The organism is Millisia brevis NBRC 105863, from assembly GCF_001552615.1.
GTDB classification, from domain to species: domain Bacteria; phylum Actinomycetota; class Actinomycetes; order Mycobacteriales; family Mycobacteriaceae; genus Millisia; species Millisia brevis.
In genome coordinates this window covers 200,813-217,385 of record NZ_BCRN01000004.1, presented here as the reverse complement: position 1 = coordinate 217,385, position 16,573 = coordinate 200,813, and the positions used below count along the sequence as shown (strand labels likewise).

Annotated in this window: 9 protein-coding genes; 3 read left to right on the top strand and 6 right to left on the bottom strand. The window is 73.0% G+C overall.

From position 1 onward, the window contains the following. Nucleotides 1-183: 183 nt before the first annotated feature. Nucleotides 184-1,869 (bottom strand): type VII secretion-associated protein, encoded by a 1,686-nt coding sequence (locus MB1_RS07570; protein ID WP_066905328.1) that lies wholly within the window; start codon nt 1,867-1,869, stop codon nt 184-186. Then, complete coding sequence (gene eccCa / locus MB1_RS07565) at nt 1,848-5,777, bottom strand: type VII secretion protein EccCa (protein WP_066905652.1); 3,930 nt, start codon at nt 5,775-5,777, stop codon at nt 1,848-1,850. The genes MB1_RS07570 and eccCa overlap by 22 nt, the downstream gene beginning before the upstream one ends. A 426-nt stretch (nt 5,778-6,203) precedes the next feature. Between eccCa and eccD the strand changes: the two genes are divergently transcribed. Together eccD and mycP are read left to right on the top strand one after the other, a co-directional pair. Beyond that, nucleotides 6,204-7,724, top strand: coding sequence for a type VII secretion integral membrane protein EccD (gene eccD, locus MB1_RS07560; RefSeq protein ID WP_066905327.1), 1,521 nt, complete (start codon nt 6,204-6,206; stop codon nt 7,722-7,724). Nucleotides 7,725-7,762: 38 nt separating this feature from the next. Continuing rightward, on the top strand, nt 7,763-9,190 hold the full coding sequence (gene mycP / locus MB1_RS07555; protein ID WP_084351213.1) for a type VII secretion-associated serine protease mycosin: 1,428 nt from the start codon (nt 7,763-7,765) through the stop codon (nt 9,188-9,190). Here the strand turns inward: mycP and eccB are convergent. Beyond that, a complete protein-coding gene (gene eccB / locus MB1_RS07550; protein ID WP_066905325.1) occupies nt 9,139-10,611 on the bottom strand; it encodes a type VII secretion protein EccB in 1,473 nt (490 codons plus the stop codon). The genes mycP and eccB overlap by 52 nt on opposite strands. Nucleotides 10,612-10,739: 128 nt before the next feature. On the opposite strand from eccB, the gene eccE reads away from it, so the two are divergent. Next, entirely contained in the window at nt 10,740-12,338 is a 1,599-nt protein-coding gene (eccE, locus tag MB1_RS25585; RefSeq protein ID WP_066905323.1) for a type VII secretion protein EccE, read from the top strand. Nucleotides 12,339-12,401: 63 nt separating this feature from the next. Here eccE and MB1_RS07540 read toward each other — a convergent pair whose 3' ends face one another. The 3 genes from MB1_RS07540 to truA all read right to left on the bottom strand — a co-directional run bounded on the left by MB1_RS07540 (nt 12,402) and on the right by truA (nt 16,551). Beyond that, nucleotides 12,402-14,663 (bottom strand): putative bifunctional diguanylate cyclase/phosphodiesterase, encoded by a 2,262-nt coding sequence (locus tag MB1_RS07540; protein ID WP_066905321.1) that lies wholly within the window; start codon nt 14,661-14,663, stop codon nt 12,402-12,404. Nucleotides 14,664-15,062: 399 nt separating this feature from the next. Continuing rightward, the gene (locus MB1_RS07535) at nt 15,063-15,659 is read right to left on the bottom strand and encodes an NADPH-dependent FMN reductase (RefSeq protein ID WP_066905319.1); all 597 of its coding nucleotides are present in this window, start codon (nt 15,657-15,659) and stop codon (nt 15,063-15,065) included. 40 nt (nt 15,660-15,699) lie between these two features. Continuing rightward, entirely contained in the window at nt 15,700-16,551 is an 852-nt protein-coding gene (gene truA, locus MB1_RS07530; protein ID WP_066905650.1) for a tRNA pseudouridine(38-40) synthase TruA, read from the bottom strand. Nucleotides 16,552-16,573: the final 22 nt, after the last annotated feature.

Sequence of the window (16,573 nt, the reverse complement as noted above, 5' to 3'; positions counted from 1 at the left end):
ATGGACTCGTCGGTGGTCGAGGGCGGAGCCCACCGAACGTCGAGACGACCGGATCGGCGAGACCACTCCCCCCTTACGCCGTATTCGACTCCCCGCGGGCACCGTCGGTTCCCTCGAATCGTCACGAAGATCCGAATCGGCCGCCACGCCGGTCGGATCCGCGTCCGGCGGCGAGCGGTTCGCTCATGGATCCCGCACCGTCATGGATGCCACTACCCGATCGCAGGCGCGAGCGAGGTCGGCGGGCGGACCGTCGACGCCGAGATCCGACCCGGACGGTAGGTACTGGCAGCCGATGCTGATCTGCAGTTCGGACCGCAGCAGCGCACGCCAGCGGACCACCGAGCCATCGATCGGCCGTTCGAGGTAGGCAAGCTCGTCGTGGTCGGCCGCGACGAAGTCCGCGAAGGCTGCGGCAGGCACACCGGGGTCGGGACCGGACGCCTGCTCGCGCAATCGGCGCTCGAGCAACGCGATATCGGTATCGGGCAGGACCGAGACCGCCTGCACCAGGATGCGTTGCGCGACATCGGGGTTCTGCGGCAACAAGGCGATCCGGTCCGAGGACTCGTCGACCCGCCACCCGTCCGGAATCTCGACCGCCACCCGACCCAGTTCGATCGTCCGGGGCCCCGCCTCGGCCGGCGTGGTCGCGGCGGTGGTCGTGGCGGTGGTCGTGGCGGTGGCGGCGGTCGTCGTGGCGGCCGACACCCCGGGAGGCGCGAGCGGCGTGGGCCCGGGAGCGCCGCTGCCGGCCGCCGCCATCTCCGCCGCGATCGGAGTGGTCGACTCCACCGGCACGGAACCCGATCCGCGCCCGGACCAACCGACGACCCCGGCGACCACGAACAGCACCGCGACCGCCGCCACCGCGGGCCACCACCGTCGCCCGCCGCCTCCGCTCGGACGGCGGCGGTTGTCGTCCAACCAGGATGCCGGTGGGCGCGCGGGCTGCCGCGCGGGCGGCGCTGTGGACACCACCGAGCGGGCGATCCGGTCGTAGGCGGTTTCGACGAGGGCGTCGACCGCAACCACCTGCGTCAGCAGCGGTTCGGCCCACGGACGCTCCCGCGGCACGACGATCGCCCGGGCGATCCGGTCGACCGGCACCGCGGCATCGTCGGCCGCGTGCAGGACCACGCGGCGCACACAATCGATCGGGTCGACGTCGGGGCCGAGCAACTCGTCGATCACCTCGACCAGGGCGTCGACGTCGGTGGCGGCCGGCTGTGTCGGGAGCAGCCGGCGATCGCTCGGCTGCGTCGCCGTCGGCGGATCGGGCGACGTGAGCCGCACGACGCGGTCGGCGATCGAGCGGTAGCCGTCGGCCGCGGCCCGCACGGCGGTGACCACCCAGCGATCCCGCGCACAGGCGACCACGATCGTCCGGTCCGCCGGCGGCCGCGACGACACCGCCGGACCGTGCGCCATCGTGGCGTCCGCGACCTCGGCGGCCAGGGACGCCGCGTCGAAGAGCACGACGTCGTCCGCGATCTCGCGCCCCGCCCGCTCGAGCCGCCGGGTCCGCGGCGCGCCCCACTGGGGTGGACGAACGATCGCCAGGATGTCGGGCGGCATCTCGGCGCCGGCCGCGCCGAGGCCCGCCTCGAAGACCTCCCGCAGCACCTCGACGATGTCGACGTCGACCCCGCCGATCGCCAGCGACGGCCGGTCGATCACCCGCTCGACGTCGACCCCGCCGATCGGCTCGCCCGGGCCGGGTCCGGCGTGCGCCCGCAACTCGGCACCCACCCGTTCGAGCGTGACCGGCCCGGCGAAGGGGCGGCTGCCGACCACCCGAAGCGTCGCGCCGGTCGGATGGACAGCGGCGATGCGCGGGCCGCCGCTCAGGCGGTCGGGGGCGACCATGCGAGTTGGACGAGTCGAATGCCGTCGCGCGAGACCAACGTGCCGCGGCCGGGGGGTTGCGGGCTCGGCCGGACCGAGCCGACCAGGGCGCCCTCGTCGCGGTTGCCGCTGAGGATCAGCGTCAGCGGTTCGAGATCGCGGATGCGCGAGAGGACCGGTTCGAAGAGGGCGCGTCCCGCGCCACCCGATCGACGCACGACCACCATGTGGACGCCGACGTCGCGGGCCTGGGGCAACACCTCGATCAACGGCGCCAACGGATTTCCGCTCGGCGAGGCGACCAGGTCGTAGTCGTCGACCAGGATGTACACCTCCGGTCCGCTCCACCAGGAGCGGTCCCGCAGCTGCGCCGGCGTGGTGTCGGGTCCGGGCAGCCGCTTGCGCATCAGGGTGGCGAGTTCGCCGATCAGCGAGGTCAGCGCCGGACCGGTCGAGGCGTATCCGGCCAGATAGGCCGGCGGCACCTCCCCGAGCAGGCTGCGCCGATAGTCGACCACCAGCAGCCGCACCTCGTCCGAGGAGTGCGCCTGCATCAGCCCGCGCGCGACGCCGCGCAGCAATCCGGTCTTGCCGCTGCGGGCATCGCCGAAGGCGACCATATGCGGGGTCTCGGCGAAATCGAGGACCACCGGGGCCAGTTCGCTCTCGTCGATGCCGATCGGGATGCGGCGGCGCTGGTCGCGCGACGACAGATCGAGCCCCAACGACGCGACCCACTCATCGCGGTCGAAGACGTCCGGCAACATCCGCACCCGCGGGGCGGCCGGGCCGCGATGGGCGCGGGTGATCCGCTCGACGGCGGCGCCCATCGCCGCTCCGATATTCGCCATGCTGTCGACCCCGTCGAGCCGCGGCGCGGCGATCAGCAGATGCGAACCGTCGGCGGTCATGCCGCGGCCGGGACGTTCGGTGGGTACCCGGGAGGCCTTGGCCCGGCCGTACTCCGAGTCGGCCGGATCGCCGAGCCGCAGTTCGATCCGGGTGCCGAGCAGATCCTTCATCGCCGGTCGGATCTCCGCCCACCGGGTCGCGGCGAGCACCACGTGTACCCCGTAGGACAGACCGCTCGCGGCGATCACCCGGATGTCCTCCTCGAGCGGCTCGAAGTCGCTGCGCACGGTGGCCCAGCCGTCGATCACCAGAAAGACGTCGCCGAACGGATCGTCGTCGATCTCCCCGGCAGCCCGCCGGGCGCGATGGTCGGCGGCCGATTCGATGCCCCGGGAACGAAATTCGCGTTCGCGCCGGTGCACGATCGCGACCACCTCGGCGACGGTGCGGCGCACCCGGTCGGCGTCGGTGCGGCCGGCGACCGAGCCGACGTGCGGCAGCCCGGCGACGCCGGCGAGCGAGCCGCCACCGAAGTCGAGGCAGTAGAACTGCACCTGGCGGGCGGAGTGACCGGCCGACAGGGCCAGGATCAGGCTGCGCACCGCCGTCGACTTGCCCGACTGCGGACCGCCGACGATCACCACGTGCCCCCGGGCGCCGGACAGGTCGACCGTCAGCTGATCGCGCCGCTGATCGAAGGGGCGGTCGATCACGCCGATCGGCACCCGCAACGAGGCGGTGTCGCCGGCGCGGATCGGCAGCAGCGAGTCGAGGCTCGGCGGATCGTCGAGCACCGGCAGCCAGACCCGGTGGGCCGGGCGGCCGTGTCCGACGATGCGGGAGACCACCGTCTGCAGCACCGTGCCGGCCTCCGCCGACGGTCGATCGGGTGCACCCGGCGGTCGGCTGCCGCGCCGTCGGTGCGCATCGGCCCGCGCGCCCGGGTCGATCGGGACCACGCCGTCGCGGAAGACCGAAACCTGCTCGACCGCCGTCGGGGCGCCGGCCGGGCTGCTCGGGGTGTATGTCGACGAGCGGTAGGGACCGGAGACGAACGCCGCGGTGAAGCGGACCAATTCGTCGGCGTCGGTCTTCAGATAGGCGGCGCCCGGCTGGGCGGGCAGGTGATAGGCATCGGGAACGCCGAGGACCGATCGGGATTCGTTCGCGGAGAACGTCTTCAAACCGATGCGATAGGACAGGTGCGATTCGAGGCCGCGCATCCGCCCCTCGTCCAAACGCTGGCTGGCCAACAGCAGGTGGATATGCAGCGAGCGACCGAGCCGACCGATGGCGACGAAGAGCTCCGCGAAATCCGGATGCTGGGACAACAATTCGGAGAACTCGTCGACCACGATGAACAGCGCCGGCAGCGGCGGCAGGTCGGCGCCGGCGGCGCGGGCGCGCTGGTAGTCGGACACGTTGGCGAAGTTGCCCGCCGCCCGCAGGACCTCCTGACGCCGGTTCATCTCACCGGACAACGCGTCGCGCATGCGATCGACCAGCGCCGACTCGTCCGCCAGGTTGGTGATGACCGCGGCGACATGGGCGACCGGCTCGAGGCCGAGGAAGGTCGCACCGCCCTTGAAGTCGACCAGCACCAGGTTGAGCTGATCCGGCGGGTGGGTAGCAATTAGACCGAGCACCAGGGTGCGCAGGAATTCCGACTTGCCGGAACCGGTCGCGCCGACGCACAGCCCGTGCGGGCCCATGCCGCCCTCGGCGGATTCCTTGAGATCGAGTTCCACGGGCCGGGCGTCCGTCCCGACGCCGATCGCCACCCGCAGCCGGTCACGCGCCTGCCGCGGTGCCCACATGCGCTCGGTATCGAACCGCGCGGGATCGGGCAGGCCGATCAACCGGTGCCAGGCGCCGGGATCACCGAGTTCGGTCTCCTCGGCCGCGGCGCCCGCGGCCGGCAGCCGATAGGGCGCGATCGCGCAGGCCCAGACCAGCGGGGTTCCCGGGTCGAGGCGGTCGACCGATCCGAACCACTCGGTCCCCGCAGCGCCGACCGCGCCGATCGCGTCGTCGGTGGTGCGCAGCCGCAGGCCCGCCTCGGCGGCGGAGGCTTCGAAGGCGCCGGCGAGGTCGAGGAAGGTCACCGAGTCGATACCCTCGGCGGCCCGGCCGATCGGCTCCGCGCCGATCCGGGCCCCGTCGACGACGATCACGATCTGCGGGTGCTCGGTCGGGCCACCGGACCGTACGAAGCGCCCGCGTCCGGCCAGCAGGTCGGACAAGCCCGCCGCCGCCGCGCCGAAGCTGTCGAAAATCAACCGCGCCTGGCCGGCGCCGTCGGAGCGCGTCGGGTCCGCGGCGTGTGGCAACCACTTGACCCAGTCCCAGTCGGCGGCGACGTCGAAGCTGCGCACCACGACCACCCGCAGCACGTCCGGGCCGTGAAAGGTGCACAGCTGCATAATGATCGAGCAGGCCAGCGAGCGGGCCCGGTCCTTGTCACCCGATACCGAGATCACCGGGAAGCCGCGCACCGCCACCGCGATCGGCAGCTCGCGGGCGATCGAGTGGCCGCGCACGAAGCGGCGCAGCGAGACCGCCGCAACCGGCTCGAGGTCCTCGACCGGGCCGATCTCCGGGGGGACGAGCCGGGTGGCGAGCCGCTGGCTGCCGCTGCCGATGCGCACATGACAGAAATCGGCGTCGCCGCGTCGGCGCTCCCACATCCGGTCGCTGCCGAGCAGCGTCCACAGCCCGTTCGGATCCGGATGGGTCCATTCGAGGGCGCTGCGCTGCAGGCGCTCGGTCTGTGCGACCTCCCGGCGCATCCGGCCGAGATAGCGCAGGTAGTCCTTGCGATTCTCGTCGGCCTCGGCGGTGCGCTGCCCCTGACCGCGCCCTCCTCCGGAACCGATCATGGCGACCACCGAGAACAACATCATCGCGGGGAACAGCAGCATCATCGGGTTGGTCGCCATCCCCGAGGTGATCATCATCGCGACGATGCCGACCATCGCGACGATCATCACGACCGGCATCAGCTTCATGAAGGTATTGCCCGGAATCACCCGAGGGACCTCGGGCGGCGCCTCCAGGGGCAGCTCCCCGCCGGGCATGCGGGGCGGCTCGATGCGCGCCGGCGGCCGCACGACGACCTTGGTCGTCCCCGACCCGGGTACCGCCCCCGCACCCCGACTGGCACCGCGACCGACCACTCGACACCTCCCCCGACGCCACGCCGACACCCTCGGGGGTCGACTCCAGCACGGCCTCCCCACCGCGCGCGCCGACGGTAACCCGGGAAACCGCCCCACGGAAAGCCGACTATCCACAGGCCCGCGGCGCTACCGCACGTCGCGAACCAAACCGACCTCTAGTTTGGGTTTGTCCGAATGGTCTGCGGTGGGCGACGATACCGACCTGGAGTGTCGTACAGTCCCGGTGGCGAGGGGATGCGCGGGGCGCCGGGATACGGCGGTGCGCGAGACGAGGGCAGCGCACCGGGAACACAGCGTGCGCGAGAACAGGTCCGGGGGGATCAGATGACGACGACGCAGGCGTCGGGGCCGATTCCGACCGATACCGACGAGGGACTGCTCGTCCCCGAGATGTGCCGGGTGACCATCGCGGCGCGCTCGGTCGAGATCGATATCGCCCTGCCGGCGGCGGTCCCGATCGGTCGGCTGATCCCCGGCATCGTCACCCTGGTCACCGACCGCACCGGCGACGACGGGGTCACCACCGCCGGCCGAACCCGATCCTGGTCGCTGACCCCGGTCGGCGCCGCGGCCCTGCCGCCCGGCCGTTCGCTCGGCGATTCCGGTATCCGCGACGGCGACCTGCTGCTGTTGACCGACAGCGACTCCCCGCACCCGCCACCGCTGTTCGACGACATCGCCAACGCCTACGCCGAGGTGGTCGGTCCCCGCCGATGGGAGGCGACCGACGCCCGCCGGCTGGGCTATCTGCTCACTCCGATCGCCTCGGTGGCCCTCGGCGCGGCGATCCTGACGGCACCGACCTCGACGATGGTGGCCGCGATCGTCGGACTGGTGCTCGCGGCGATGCTGCTCGGCGGCGGCATCGCGATCGACCGACTGCTCGGCGATCCGCGGACCGGCGCGGTTGTCGCCGCCTGCGCGCTCGCCCCGGCCTTTGTCGGCGCGGCGCGGATCCTGCCGCCGAACGACCCCGCCGCCGCGGGCCTGGCCGGTTGCGCGGCGGTCTGCGCCGTCGCCGCGATCGGCCGCCGCGCCCTGTCGGTCGGCTACGCCACCGCGACGGCGATCATCCTGTTCAGCGGCCTGATGACGCTGTGGTTGGCCGTGGTGACCGCGGACATCACCACCGCGCGGATCAGCGCGGCGATCGTGGTGGCCGTCGGGTTGATCCTGCTGATCCTCGGGCCGAGGCTGTCGATCTTCGCCGCCGGGCTCGCGGTGCCGGTCATCCCCCGCACCGCGCCGGCCGACGCGACCGAACCGGTCGACGACGAGCCGATCGATGAGGACGTCGATGCGGTGCTGGCCCGGGCGAATCGCGCCGACGAGTACCTCTCCGGCCACGTCGCGGGCAGCGCGGCCGCGGTGGCGGTCGCCGTTCTCGGCACGATCGTCGCCCTGCCCTTCGCGACACCGACCTCGGAGGTCGCCGCCGGTGCGGTCGGCGATGGGCCGATCGCCGCAGGCCTGGTCGAGCGGCTGGGCCAGCCGCATCTGCCCGGTCTGCTGCTGGCCGCGGTGGTCGCGCTCATGCTGATGTTGCGGGCCCGCAGCTACGTGGGCAGTCGGCAGGTGACCGCGATGATCGTCGCCGGTGCGGCGATCCCGGTCGCCGCGGTCCTCGGCGTCGCGATCGGTCGCCCCGGGCTCTGGTGGGTGGCGCTGCTGATCGCCCTGGCCGGTATCGCGATCTGCCTGGTGCTCGGGACGATCGCGGCGGTGCGCACCTTCCCGCCCACCGCCCGGCGGGCGGTCGAATACCTGGAGTTGGCGGCCACCGCGGCGGTCGTGCCGCTGCTGTTCTGGGTCGCGGGCCTGTTCGCCCTCGTCCGCAACCTGTGAACGGTCCGCGCGCGACCCGCCGGCTGCCGGCGGCCGCGATGGTCGCGGCGATCCTGCTCGGCATCGGCCTCGGCCCGGGAGTCGTTCCGGCCGGCGCCCAACCGCCGATCGCCGACCCCGCGGCCGTGCCCGCCGCCGGCACGCCGTCGCCGCCCGATGCCACCGAGCAGCGCACCCTGTGCACCGATACGACGCCGATCGGCGACCCGGCCGAACCGCCGGAACAGTTGCGCCTGCTCGACTTCGGCGCGGTGTGGCCGTTCACCCGCGGCGCCGGCCAACGCATCGCGGTCATCGACACCGGCATCTCCCCGCATCCCCGGTTGCCGAATCTCGAGGCGGCGGGCGACTACGTCGCCGGCGGGGACGGCCTCGAGGACTGCGACGGGCACGGCACCCTGGTCGCCGGGCTGATCGCCGCGACCCCGGTGCCCGGTTCCGGATTCTCCGGCGGCGCGCCGGACGCGACCATCCTGTCGATCCGCCAGTCGAGCAGCGCCTTCTCCGCGGTCGGCTCCCCCGAGCGGGACGAGACCGGCGCGACCTCCTCCGGCTACGGCAATGTGCGCACGATGGCCTCGGCGGTCCGGCACGCCGCCGACCTCGGCGCCACCGTCATCAACATCTCCGAGGTGGCGTGCGCCCCGGCGGGGACCGGCCTCGGCGACGGATCGTTGGCCGCCGCGCTGCAGTACGCGGCCGTCGAACGCGACGTGGTCATCGTCGCCGCGGCCGGCAACGTCGGCAGCACCTCGGACTGCGCCCAGCAGAACCCCGGCCCCGATCCCGCCCATCCCGACGCCGATCCGTGGCCGCGGGTCGCGACATTCGCCTCGCCCGCCTACTTCGACGACTGGGTGTTGACGGTCGGCTCGACCGACCCGTCCGGCGCCCCGTCGAGCTTCTCCCTGGGCGGCCCGTGGGTCGACGTCGCCGCACCGGGCACGTCGGTGGTGTCGTTGAATCCGCGAGGCGACGACCTGACCGACGGGTACCGCGACAGCCGCGGCGACGCGGTCCCGTACGCGGGCACCAGCTTCGCCGCGCCGCTGGTCGCGGCGACCGCGGCGCTGGTGCGTTCGCGCTATCCCGAGATGCCCGCCGCCGAGGTGATCCGGCGCATCGTCGAGACCGCCCGGGCGCCCGCGGGTGGGTGGAATCCGATGGTCGGCCGCGGCACGGTCGATCCCCTCGCCGCCGTCACCTTCGACGTGCCCCCGCCGGCGGTGCCGGATCGCCCGATCGAGACGCTGCTCGCCGAGACTCCCGCCCCGGCGCCGCCCGACCGGCGAGCGGCGACCGCGGCGCTGATCATCGCGGCGGTGCTGGCGTTGCTGACCCCGCTACTGGTCGCCGCGATCCGGCCCGGCCGGTCGGCCACCGGCGCGCGCCCGCGCCGAGCGGTGCGCCGCCGCTACCGTTCGCCGAGGGACCGCACCGCCTCGTCGGGCAGGTCACCGTCGTGAAGGACCCGCGCCCGGTCGCGGGCGAGCACCGGCCCCTCCGGCAGCAGCCGCAGGATCGGCCAGGGCCCGGCGGTCGCGAGCCCCACACCCAACGCCTCCTGCGCCTCGACATCCGGAACCCCGTAACGCACACCGGTATTCGCGACCACGAAGGCGCCGTCCCGGCGGACCTCGCTCGTCCCGGCACCCGTGGCGACCGCGAAGTAGCCCACCGGCCGGTCGATGTGCACCGCATCGATCAGCGGTCCCGGACCGTCCGCGCCGGCCAACTCGGTCATCCGCGCGTCGGCGGGCAGCGGCAGTGTCGACCCGACCGCGACCGCCACATCGGCCCGCAGTTCGCCACCGTCGGCCGCCTCGGTCGGCGTGCTCGACGTCCACGTCAGGCATTGCACGGTGTGGACGCCGCGGGCGATCACGTCGAGCGGCTCGGTCGGAAACATGTCGATCGAGACCGGCCGCGCGGTGGTCGGGACATCGGACAACTCGCCGGGGGCGACCACATCGATCGTGGCGCCGGTGCGGGCGTCGGCGTAGCGGATCAGGTCCGCGACGGTGGCCGGGATCTGCTGGACACCGTCGTCGAGCACGAGGTAGTACTCGGCGCCGTCGTTGCGTTCGACGGTGACCACCGATCCGATCGGCCGATCCCCGAACGGTTGGGTCGGTGGCTCGCCGACCCGCGGGATCACCGGCGGATAGATCGCGGGGACCTCGCGCACCGCGTCGAGCACCGACGTCGAGACCGGAGTGACCGCGGCGGGATCGAGGCCGAGCGCCCGCACCACGGCGCGATCGTTGATGTCGACCGCGGAGCGGACACCGCCGTGCACCAGAAAGGTGCGCCCGGCGTTGCTCCACAACAGCGCCTGCCGATCGCCGAGGGGCCGGACCGCATCCGGGGCCGCGGCGCCGGTGACCAGCACCGCCGTGGACACCGGCTCGGGATGGCCGTCGCGCAACGTATCGCAGACCGCCCAGACCGGCCGGGGGTCCGCGGTGTCGGCGGGCAGCGCGGACGGCGCTCCGACGATGCCGACCAGCGGCCCGACCGGATACTCCCCCAGTTGGGAGTCCGATACCCGCGTCGGCTCGTCGGGGCTGCCGACCACCAGCCGCGCGGAGGCCAGATTGGTGGTCGGGTGGACCACCCCGTCCTCGACGACGTAGAGCGCGGCGGAATCGCGGCCCACCAGAATCGCCGCGTCCCCCACCGTGTCCCGGGGGCGGAACAATGCCAGCGCGCCCGCGACCGCCAGGCCGATCACCGCCAGGACCGCGCCGACCATCAGCGCCCGCGATTGCGAGCGCATCGGGTCGTGGATCATCCGGGGGTCGCGCCGCACGATCGCGTGCTCGAGTCGGCGAACCAGAAAGCGGTGGCCCCCCACCTGCCATCGCGTTGTCGGCGTTGCCGCCACGTCGTGCCTCCCCCGTCGATCGATCCCCGGCAGGAATCGACCGCGGCCGATTCCGATCGCGGCTCCCCACCGGCCGCGTGCCAGCGCACACCCTACCGTCGACCGAGCAGCCAACCCGGAGGCAGATCGTGACCGACCCCGACGACACCGCCGCGACCACCCCTCGTCCGGGCCCGCTGCGCACCGGACCGACCGTTACCGCGGTGCTCCTCGGATCCGCTGTGGCGGTGGGAATTCCGTTCACCGGGGCGGCGCCGGTCTGGGCCGCGGTCGGCGGTGCGGTCGTCGCCGCCGCCACCGCGAGCCCGGTCCGCGGGCGCAGCCTGCTCGAACGGATCGGCGGCCGCCTGCGTCGAACGGGCGCGCAGCCGCAGGTGGACACCTTCGCCTGGACCACCCCGGACGGCGGGGTGATCGGGCTGCACAGGCATCGCGATCTGCTGACAGCGGTCGTCGAGATCCTGCCGCGTTCCGGCGGGTTCACCACGGTGGCCACCGGTCGCTGCGAGCCGGATCGGGCGATCCCGTTGGCGACGCTGGCGCGCAGCCTCACCGGGGTCGACGTCGAGCTCGACGGGATCGACGTGATCTGCCACGGCCGGCGGAGTATGTCGTCGGGTACCGCGGGCGAGGTCTACCGTCGGCTGATCGGCGATCTGCCGATCGCGGCCGAACGGTCGACCTGGGTGGTCCTGACGATGAGTGTTCCGCGCAACCGGCGCGCGGTCGACCGGCGCGGCGGGCGCGGCGGTGGGGCGGCGCGGGCGCTGTCGGTGACCGCGGCGCGGATGGTGACCGCGCTGTCGGGCGACGGGCTGCGCGCCCGCGTGCTGACCGCCGCCGAACTCGACTCGGTATCGCGCCAGATCGTCACCACCGACGCCGATCCGGAGGTTCCCGACGAGGCCCGCGGCCGGGCCCTGGCCTCCGCGACGATCGACTCGAGCACGCTCAACGCGGTCTGGGGGCTGCCCGAGGACTCGATCACCACGACGATTCGGCTCCGCCCGCATCGCGACCGCGACCGGGTGCTGGTCGCGGCGGGCTACCTCGCGCGCGGGCGGCAGCCGGACGGCGCGACGCATCCGGCCCGGTCGCTGCCGGTACCGCGCGGCGTCGCGATCCTCTCGCATCTGCCGGCGACCGCCACCGATCACGATCGGTTCGCCCCGTTCGGCGAGCTACCGGTCGCCGAACTCGGGCGGATCGTCGTCCCCGCGGGAGCCGGCGGTCAGCTGGTCGGTTCGGACGCGGCCGGCGCGGGGGTGACCGCCCGGCTCTTCGGGCGCGGTGTGGCCCGCACCTACGTCGCGGGCGAGCTGTTCGTCGCGCTGCAACTGGCCCTGCGCGCGATCGCTATCGGCGGCCGGCTGCTGGTGATCACCGACCGCCCGAGCGCGTGGCAGCCGCTCGCGCGCGCGGTCCCGGACGATCAGCTGACCGTGGAAGCGGCGCAGACCCGGCCGGAGGGCGGTCTGACCCGATTCGACGCGGTGTTGCTCGACGGGCCCTACGCCGACCCGCCGGAGGCCGCCGGCACCCTGATCCACGTCGCCGACGACGCGGCGTTCTGGCCGGTCGAGGACCCCGACGTGACGATCGTCCAGCCGGCGCCCGGCGACGATCGCGTCGTGCTGACCGCGGGGCCGCGGGCGGTGCGCCTGACCCTGGTCACCATCGCGGCGGAGGCCGAGATCACCGGGGGCCTCGGCGCGCGGCGGGGCTGACACCCTCGGGCCGAGCCGCGAAGAATCGACGGGGACCAACCGCGATGAATCGACCGACGGGGATCAGCGGGCGGGGAACTCCGCCGGTGCCTGCGCGATCCGGCCGCGCGATCCGCGCCGGGTGATCGGCTGCGTCTCGGTCGCCTCCTGATCGATGCCCGCGGCCAGCCCGATCAGCTGATCGAGCGGAACGGCGCCGGACCAGTGGAAGCCCTGCCCGAGGTCGCAGGAGATGCCCCGGATCAGTTCGAGTTGTTCGGCGGTCTCGATGCCCTCGGCGACGACGCGGATGTCGAGTTGGTGGGCGAGCCGGGTGAAGGCGTCGGCCAGTTCGACACCGGGTGTGCTCCATTCGGTGCGGCCCACCGCACCGGGGGCCTGCGGGGCGAGCGCGGCGTCGAGCTTGAGGTAGGTCGGCCGCAGGTGGGAGATCTGCCCGAACGACGACGACCGGGCACCGAAGTCGTCGAGGGCCAGCGCCACCCCGAGCTCGCGCAGTCCGTCGACCGCCGCGCCGACCGGGTCGTCGGGGGCGATGTGCTCGTCGATCTCGACGATCAACCGGTTGCCCGGCAGGCCGGTGCGCTCCATCTCGCGACGGATCAGCGCCAATGCCCGGCTGCCGGCGAGATCGCGTTCGGACAGGTTGATCGACAGCACCCAACCCATATCGGCGGCCGGGCCGCCGGCGAAGTCCTCGAAGGACTGGCGGACCACCAGATCGGTGATGTGGTCGCCGTGGCCGGCGGCGACGAGCATCGGCAGGAACTCGCCCGCCGAGCGCACGGTGCCGTCCGGTTCGATCAGGCGGATCAACGCCTCGGCGCCCACCACCCGGTCGGTGCGCAGATCGACGATCGGCTGGTACCAGACGGTGAGCCGTTCCTCGTCGAGCGCGCGCAGCGCGGAGCTCATATCGGTCGGGTCGGCGGTGCGGTCGTCGGAGCTGGCCCGGCGGCGCAACGCCCCGCGCTTGGCCTCCCCGGCGCGGTGGTCGGCGCGGGCGATCAGCTGGCCGGGCCCGAAGACGTCGGCGGCGTTGGCGGGATCGTCCCAGTCCTCGACGACGGCGAGCCCCACCGAGCCGGACGGCCGGATCGCCGCCCCCGGGGCGACGTCGATCTCGGTGTCGACCGCCTGCTCCACCGCCCGCATCAGTCGCTCGAGGTCTCCGGCGGTGCCCGCCGGGGCCTGTACGACGACGAACTCGTCACCGCCCCACCGACCGATCTGCGCGGTCCGGGCGGCCAGCCGCAGATGTTCGGCCAGGCCCCGCAACACACGGTCGCCGGTGTCGTGGCCGAAGGTGTCGTTGATCTCCTTGAAGTGGTCGAGGTCGACCGACAACACCGCGACCGGGGTATTGGACACCCGCCCCGCGGCCATCGCGGCCTCGAGCCGGCGCAGGATGCTGTCGCGGCGATAGAGCCCGGTGAGGTCGTCGTACTCGGCCTGCCGCAGCAACTCCGCGGCCGCCCGCGCCTCCGAGCGGGCCAGGCTGCGCTGCTCGGCGGTGATCATCCACTCGCGGGCCGCGACAACCGCGCAGATCGCCAATCCCAGCAGGATGCTCGCGACACTCCAGTGCCGGATCGGTTCGAGCGCGGACGCGGCGCCCACCACCGACAAGACGGCCAGCAGCATCGGGCGCGATTCGCGGAACGTCGCGTCGATCGTGGTGATCCCCCGGCCGAAGCCGCGGTAGATCATCAGGACGCCGATCGTGCGGATCACCGATTGCAGGGCCCAACCGAACTGCAGGACGCCGTCCGGAACGGAGGCGGAGAAGTAGTCGCCGTAGATGTCGATCACGTCGGTGGTCGTCAGGACCAGCGACGCGAGCAGCAGAATGCGGTAGGGCGTGCGCTGGGGTCCGCCGGCCCCACAGAGCGCCAGCCCGGCGAGGGTCAGATAGGTGGCGTCGACCGCGGTGATCGCGAAGGCGTACCGCCCGGCATCGGTCACCTGGGACAGGGTGACCACCGCGAAGGCCGCCACCAGCAGGGACAGCAGGGTATCGGTGGAGCGGCGCAGCGTGGCGGCGCCGAGCAGCGAACCCATCGCCGCGAGCGCGGAGACGGTCAACACGATCCGTGCGATCAGGTGCGCATATTGCGCGATCTGTACCGCCGCGACCGGCGGGCTCGCCGCGATCTGGGCGAGGATCTCGGCGATATCACCGATCAGCCAGAAGCCTGTGCCCGCGGCCATGATGTGCAGTGGCAGCAGGCGGGTGACGAGGGCGACGCGCAGGGTGACCACCACCGCGATCGCGGAGGTGAGCAACCGCAGGACATGCAGGGTCGTCGAAGGGTCGATCGCCACGCTGGCGATCGACAACACTATGACGAGGACCCCCGGGATCCCCGCCGCGACCCAGCCGGCCGCCCTCCACCACGCCGACGAGCTGCCGGCCCCCGCTCCTGCATCGTGGCGAGGCTGCCGACCGGCGAACCTCCCTCGTACCACAAGCCCACAGATTAGCGTCACAACCGGTCGTACGCGTACTCAGGGATGATTTTTCCGCCGAGCGACCCGATACACACCCGCCCGGATGCCGACTGTCGACCTCGCCGACCAGAACCTGGTACGAAGAATCCTCGGTGCGCGGGCCCGAAGCCGCGCGTTCGCCGCGTATCGGACCGCTCATTCCTACGAATACCGAACCGTAGGTTCCCGTGTACGCGGAACGGCCGGATTCACGGCGCGGTCCCGCCGGGGTGGTCACCGACGGCGCCGGCTCCCCGGATAGGGCAGATCCCGCCGCGCCGCGGACAGCACCGTCGCCCACCAGTCGAGTTGGTCGAGCATCGCGTCGAGGTGGTCGCTCTCGGCCGCCTCGTCGGGATGGCCGGGCGCCCCGCCGCCGGCCTCCGGCGCGCCGGCACCCGACCGGGCGCCGAGGTCGCGGATAGCGACCGATTGCCGCACGTCGACCATGTGCACCTCGGCGACCACCTGGCGCAGTTGTTCGACGGCGCGGATGCCACCACCCCAGCCGCCATAGGAGACGAATCCGACCGGCTTGGCGTACCAGGGGCGTTTGACGGTATCGATCGCATTCTTGAGCGCGGCCGGATAGCCGTGGTTGTACTCGGGGGTCACGATCACGAAGCCGTCCGCGGCGGCGATCCGATCAGCGAAGGCGTCGGTGGTCGCACCGCCGGACAGGTCGGCGGGCAGAGCCCAGTCGACCAGATCGAGAACCTCGACGGTGAAACGGGGATCGGCGGAGATGCGCTCGTATACCCAGCGTGCCGGCGACGGCGCCTTGCGGCCCCGGCGCACGCTGCCGACGATCATCGCCAGATGGGCGGTCATCCCCTCAGCCTAGGTGACCGCATCCCGCACGCCGCCGCGCTCAGAAGCAGCCCGAGCCCGTCGGCGCGGAGCGCACATCGCGGGTCACGCGGTTGCGTTCGACCAGCCGGTCGGCGTCCGGATAGTCGACACCGACCAGGGACAGGCCTCTCGCCGGGGCGACCGGGATCGCACCCTCGCGCTCGCGGGCGGCCAGCAGCCCGTCGATCCACTCGACCGGGCGCCGTCCGCCGGCGACGGTCAGCACCGCACCGACCAACGAGCGCACCATCGACCAGCAGAAGGCGTCGGCGACCACCCGTGCGGTCAGCAGGTCGCCATCGGACTCCCAGGCGAAGTCCTGGAGGTCGCGCACGGTGGTCGCGCCCTCGCGGCGTCGGCAGAAGGCGGCGAAATCGTGCAGCCCGATCAGCCGTGCGGAGGCGCGATCGAGCGCGTCGCGATCGATCGGATGCGACCAGCCGACGACCTCGCGGGCACGCAGTGGGTCGGCGCCGTGCGCGGCGGTGGTCAGCCGGTACCGGTAATGCCGCCGCAGCGCCGAGAAGCGGGCGTCGAAGTCCGGCGATACCGGCGCGATGGCACGCACGCGCACATCGGGCGGCAGCATCCGCGCGAGCCGGCCGACCAGGCGCGTCGGCTCGGGGATCGCCCCGTCCGCGAGGTCCATATGCGCGACCTGCCCGTCGGCGTGCACCCCGGAGTCGGTGCGGCCGGCGACGGTCAGGGTGATCGGCTGCCGCAGGATCAGCGACAGCGCCCGTTCGAGCTCGCCGCAGACGGTGCGCAGCCCCGGCTGCCGGGCCCACCCCTTGAAGTCGGTGCCGTCGTAGGCGATGTCGAGGCGGTAGCGCGCGAACCCCTCGGTGCGAGAACGAGCGAACCCGCCGATCCCGGTGGGATCGGCGGGTTCG

Bases quoted from the DNA above. Each gene is read 5' to 3' on its own strand.
- eccCa (WP_066905652.1), bottom strand. From the start codon at position 5,777: ATGCCCGGCGGGGAGCTGCCCCTGGAGGCGCCGCCCGAGGTCCCTCGG.
- MB1_RS07535 (WP_066905319.1), bottom strand. From the start codon at position 15,659: ATGACCGCCCATCTGGCGATGATCGTCGGCAGCGTGCGCCGGGGCCGC.
- mycP (WP_084351213.1), top strand. From the start codon at position 7,763: ATGGTCGCGGCGATCCTGCTCGGCATCGGCCTCGGCCCGGGAGTCGTT.
- MB1_RS07570 (WP_066905328.1), bottom strand. From the start codon at position 1,869: ATGGTCGCCCCCGACCGCCTGAGCGGCGGCCCGCGCATCGCCGCTGTC.
- eccD (WP_066905327.1), top strand. From the start codon at position 6,204: ATGACGACGACGCAGGCGTCGGGGCCGATTCCGACCGATACCGACGAG.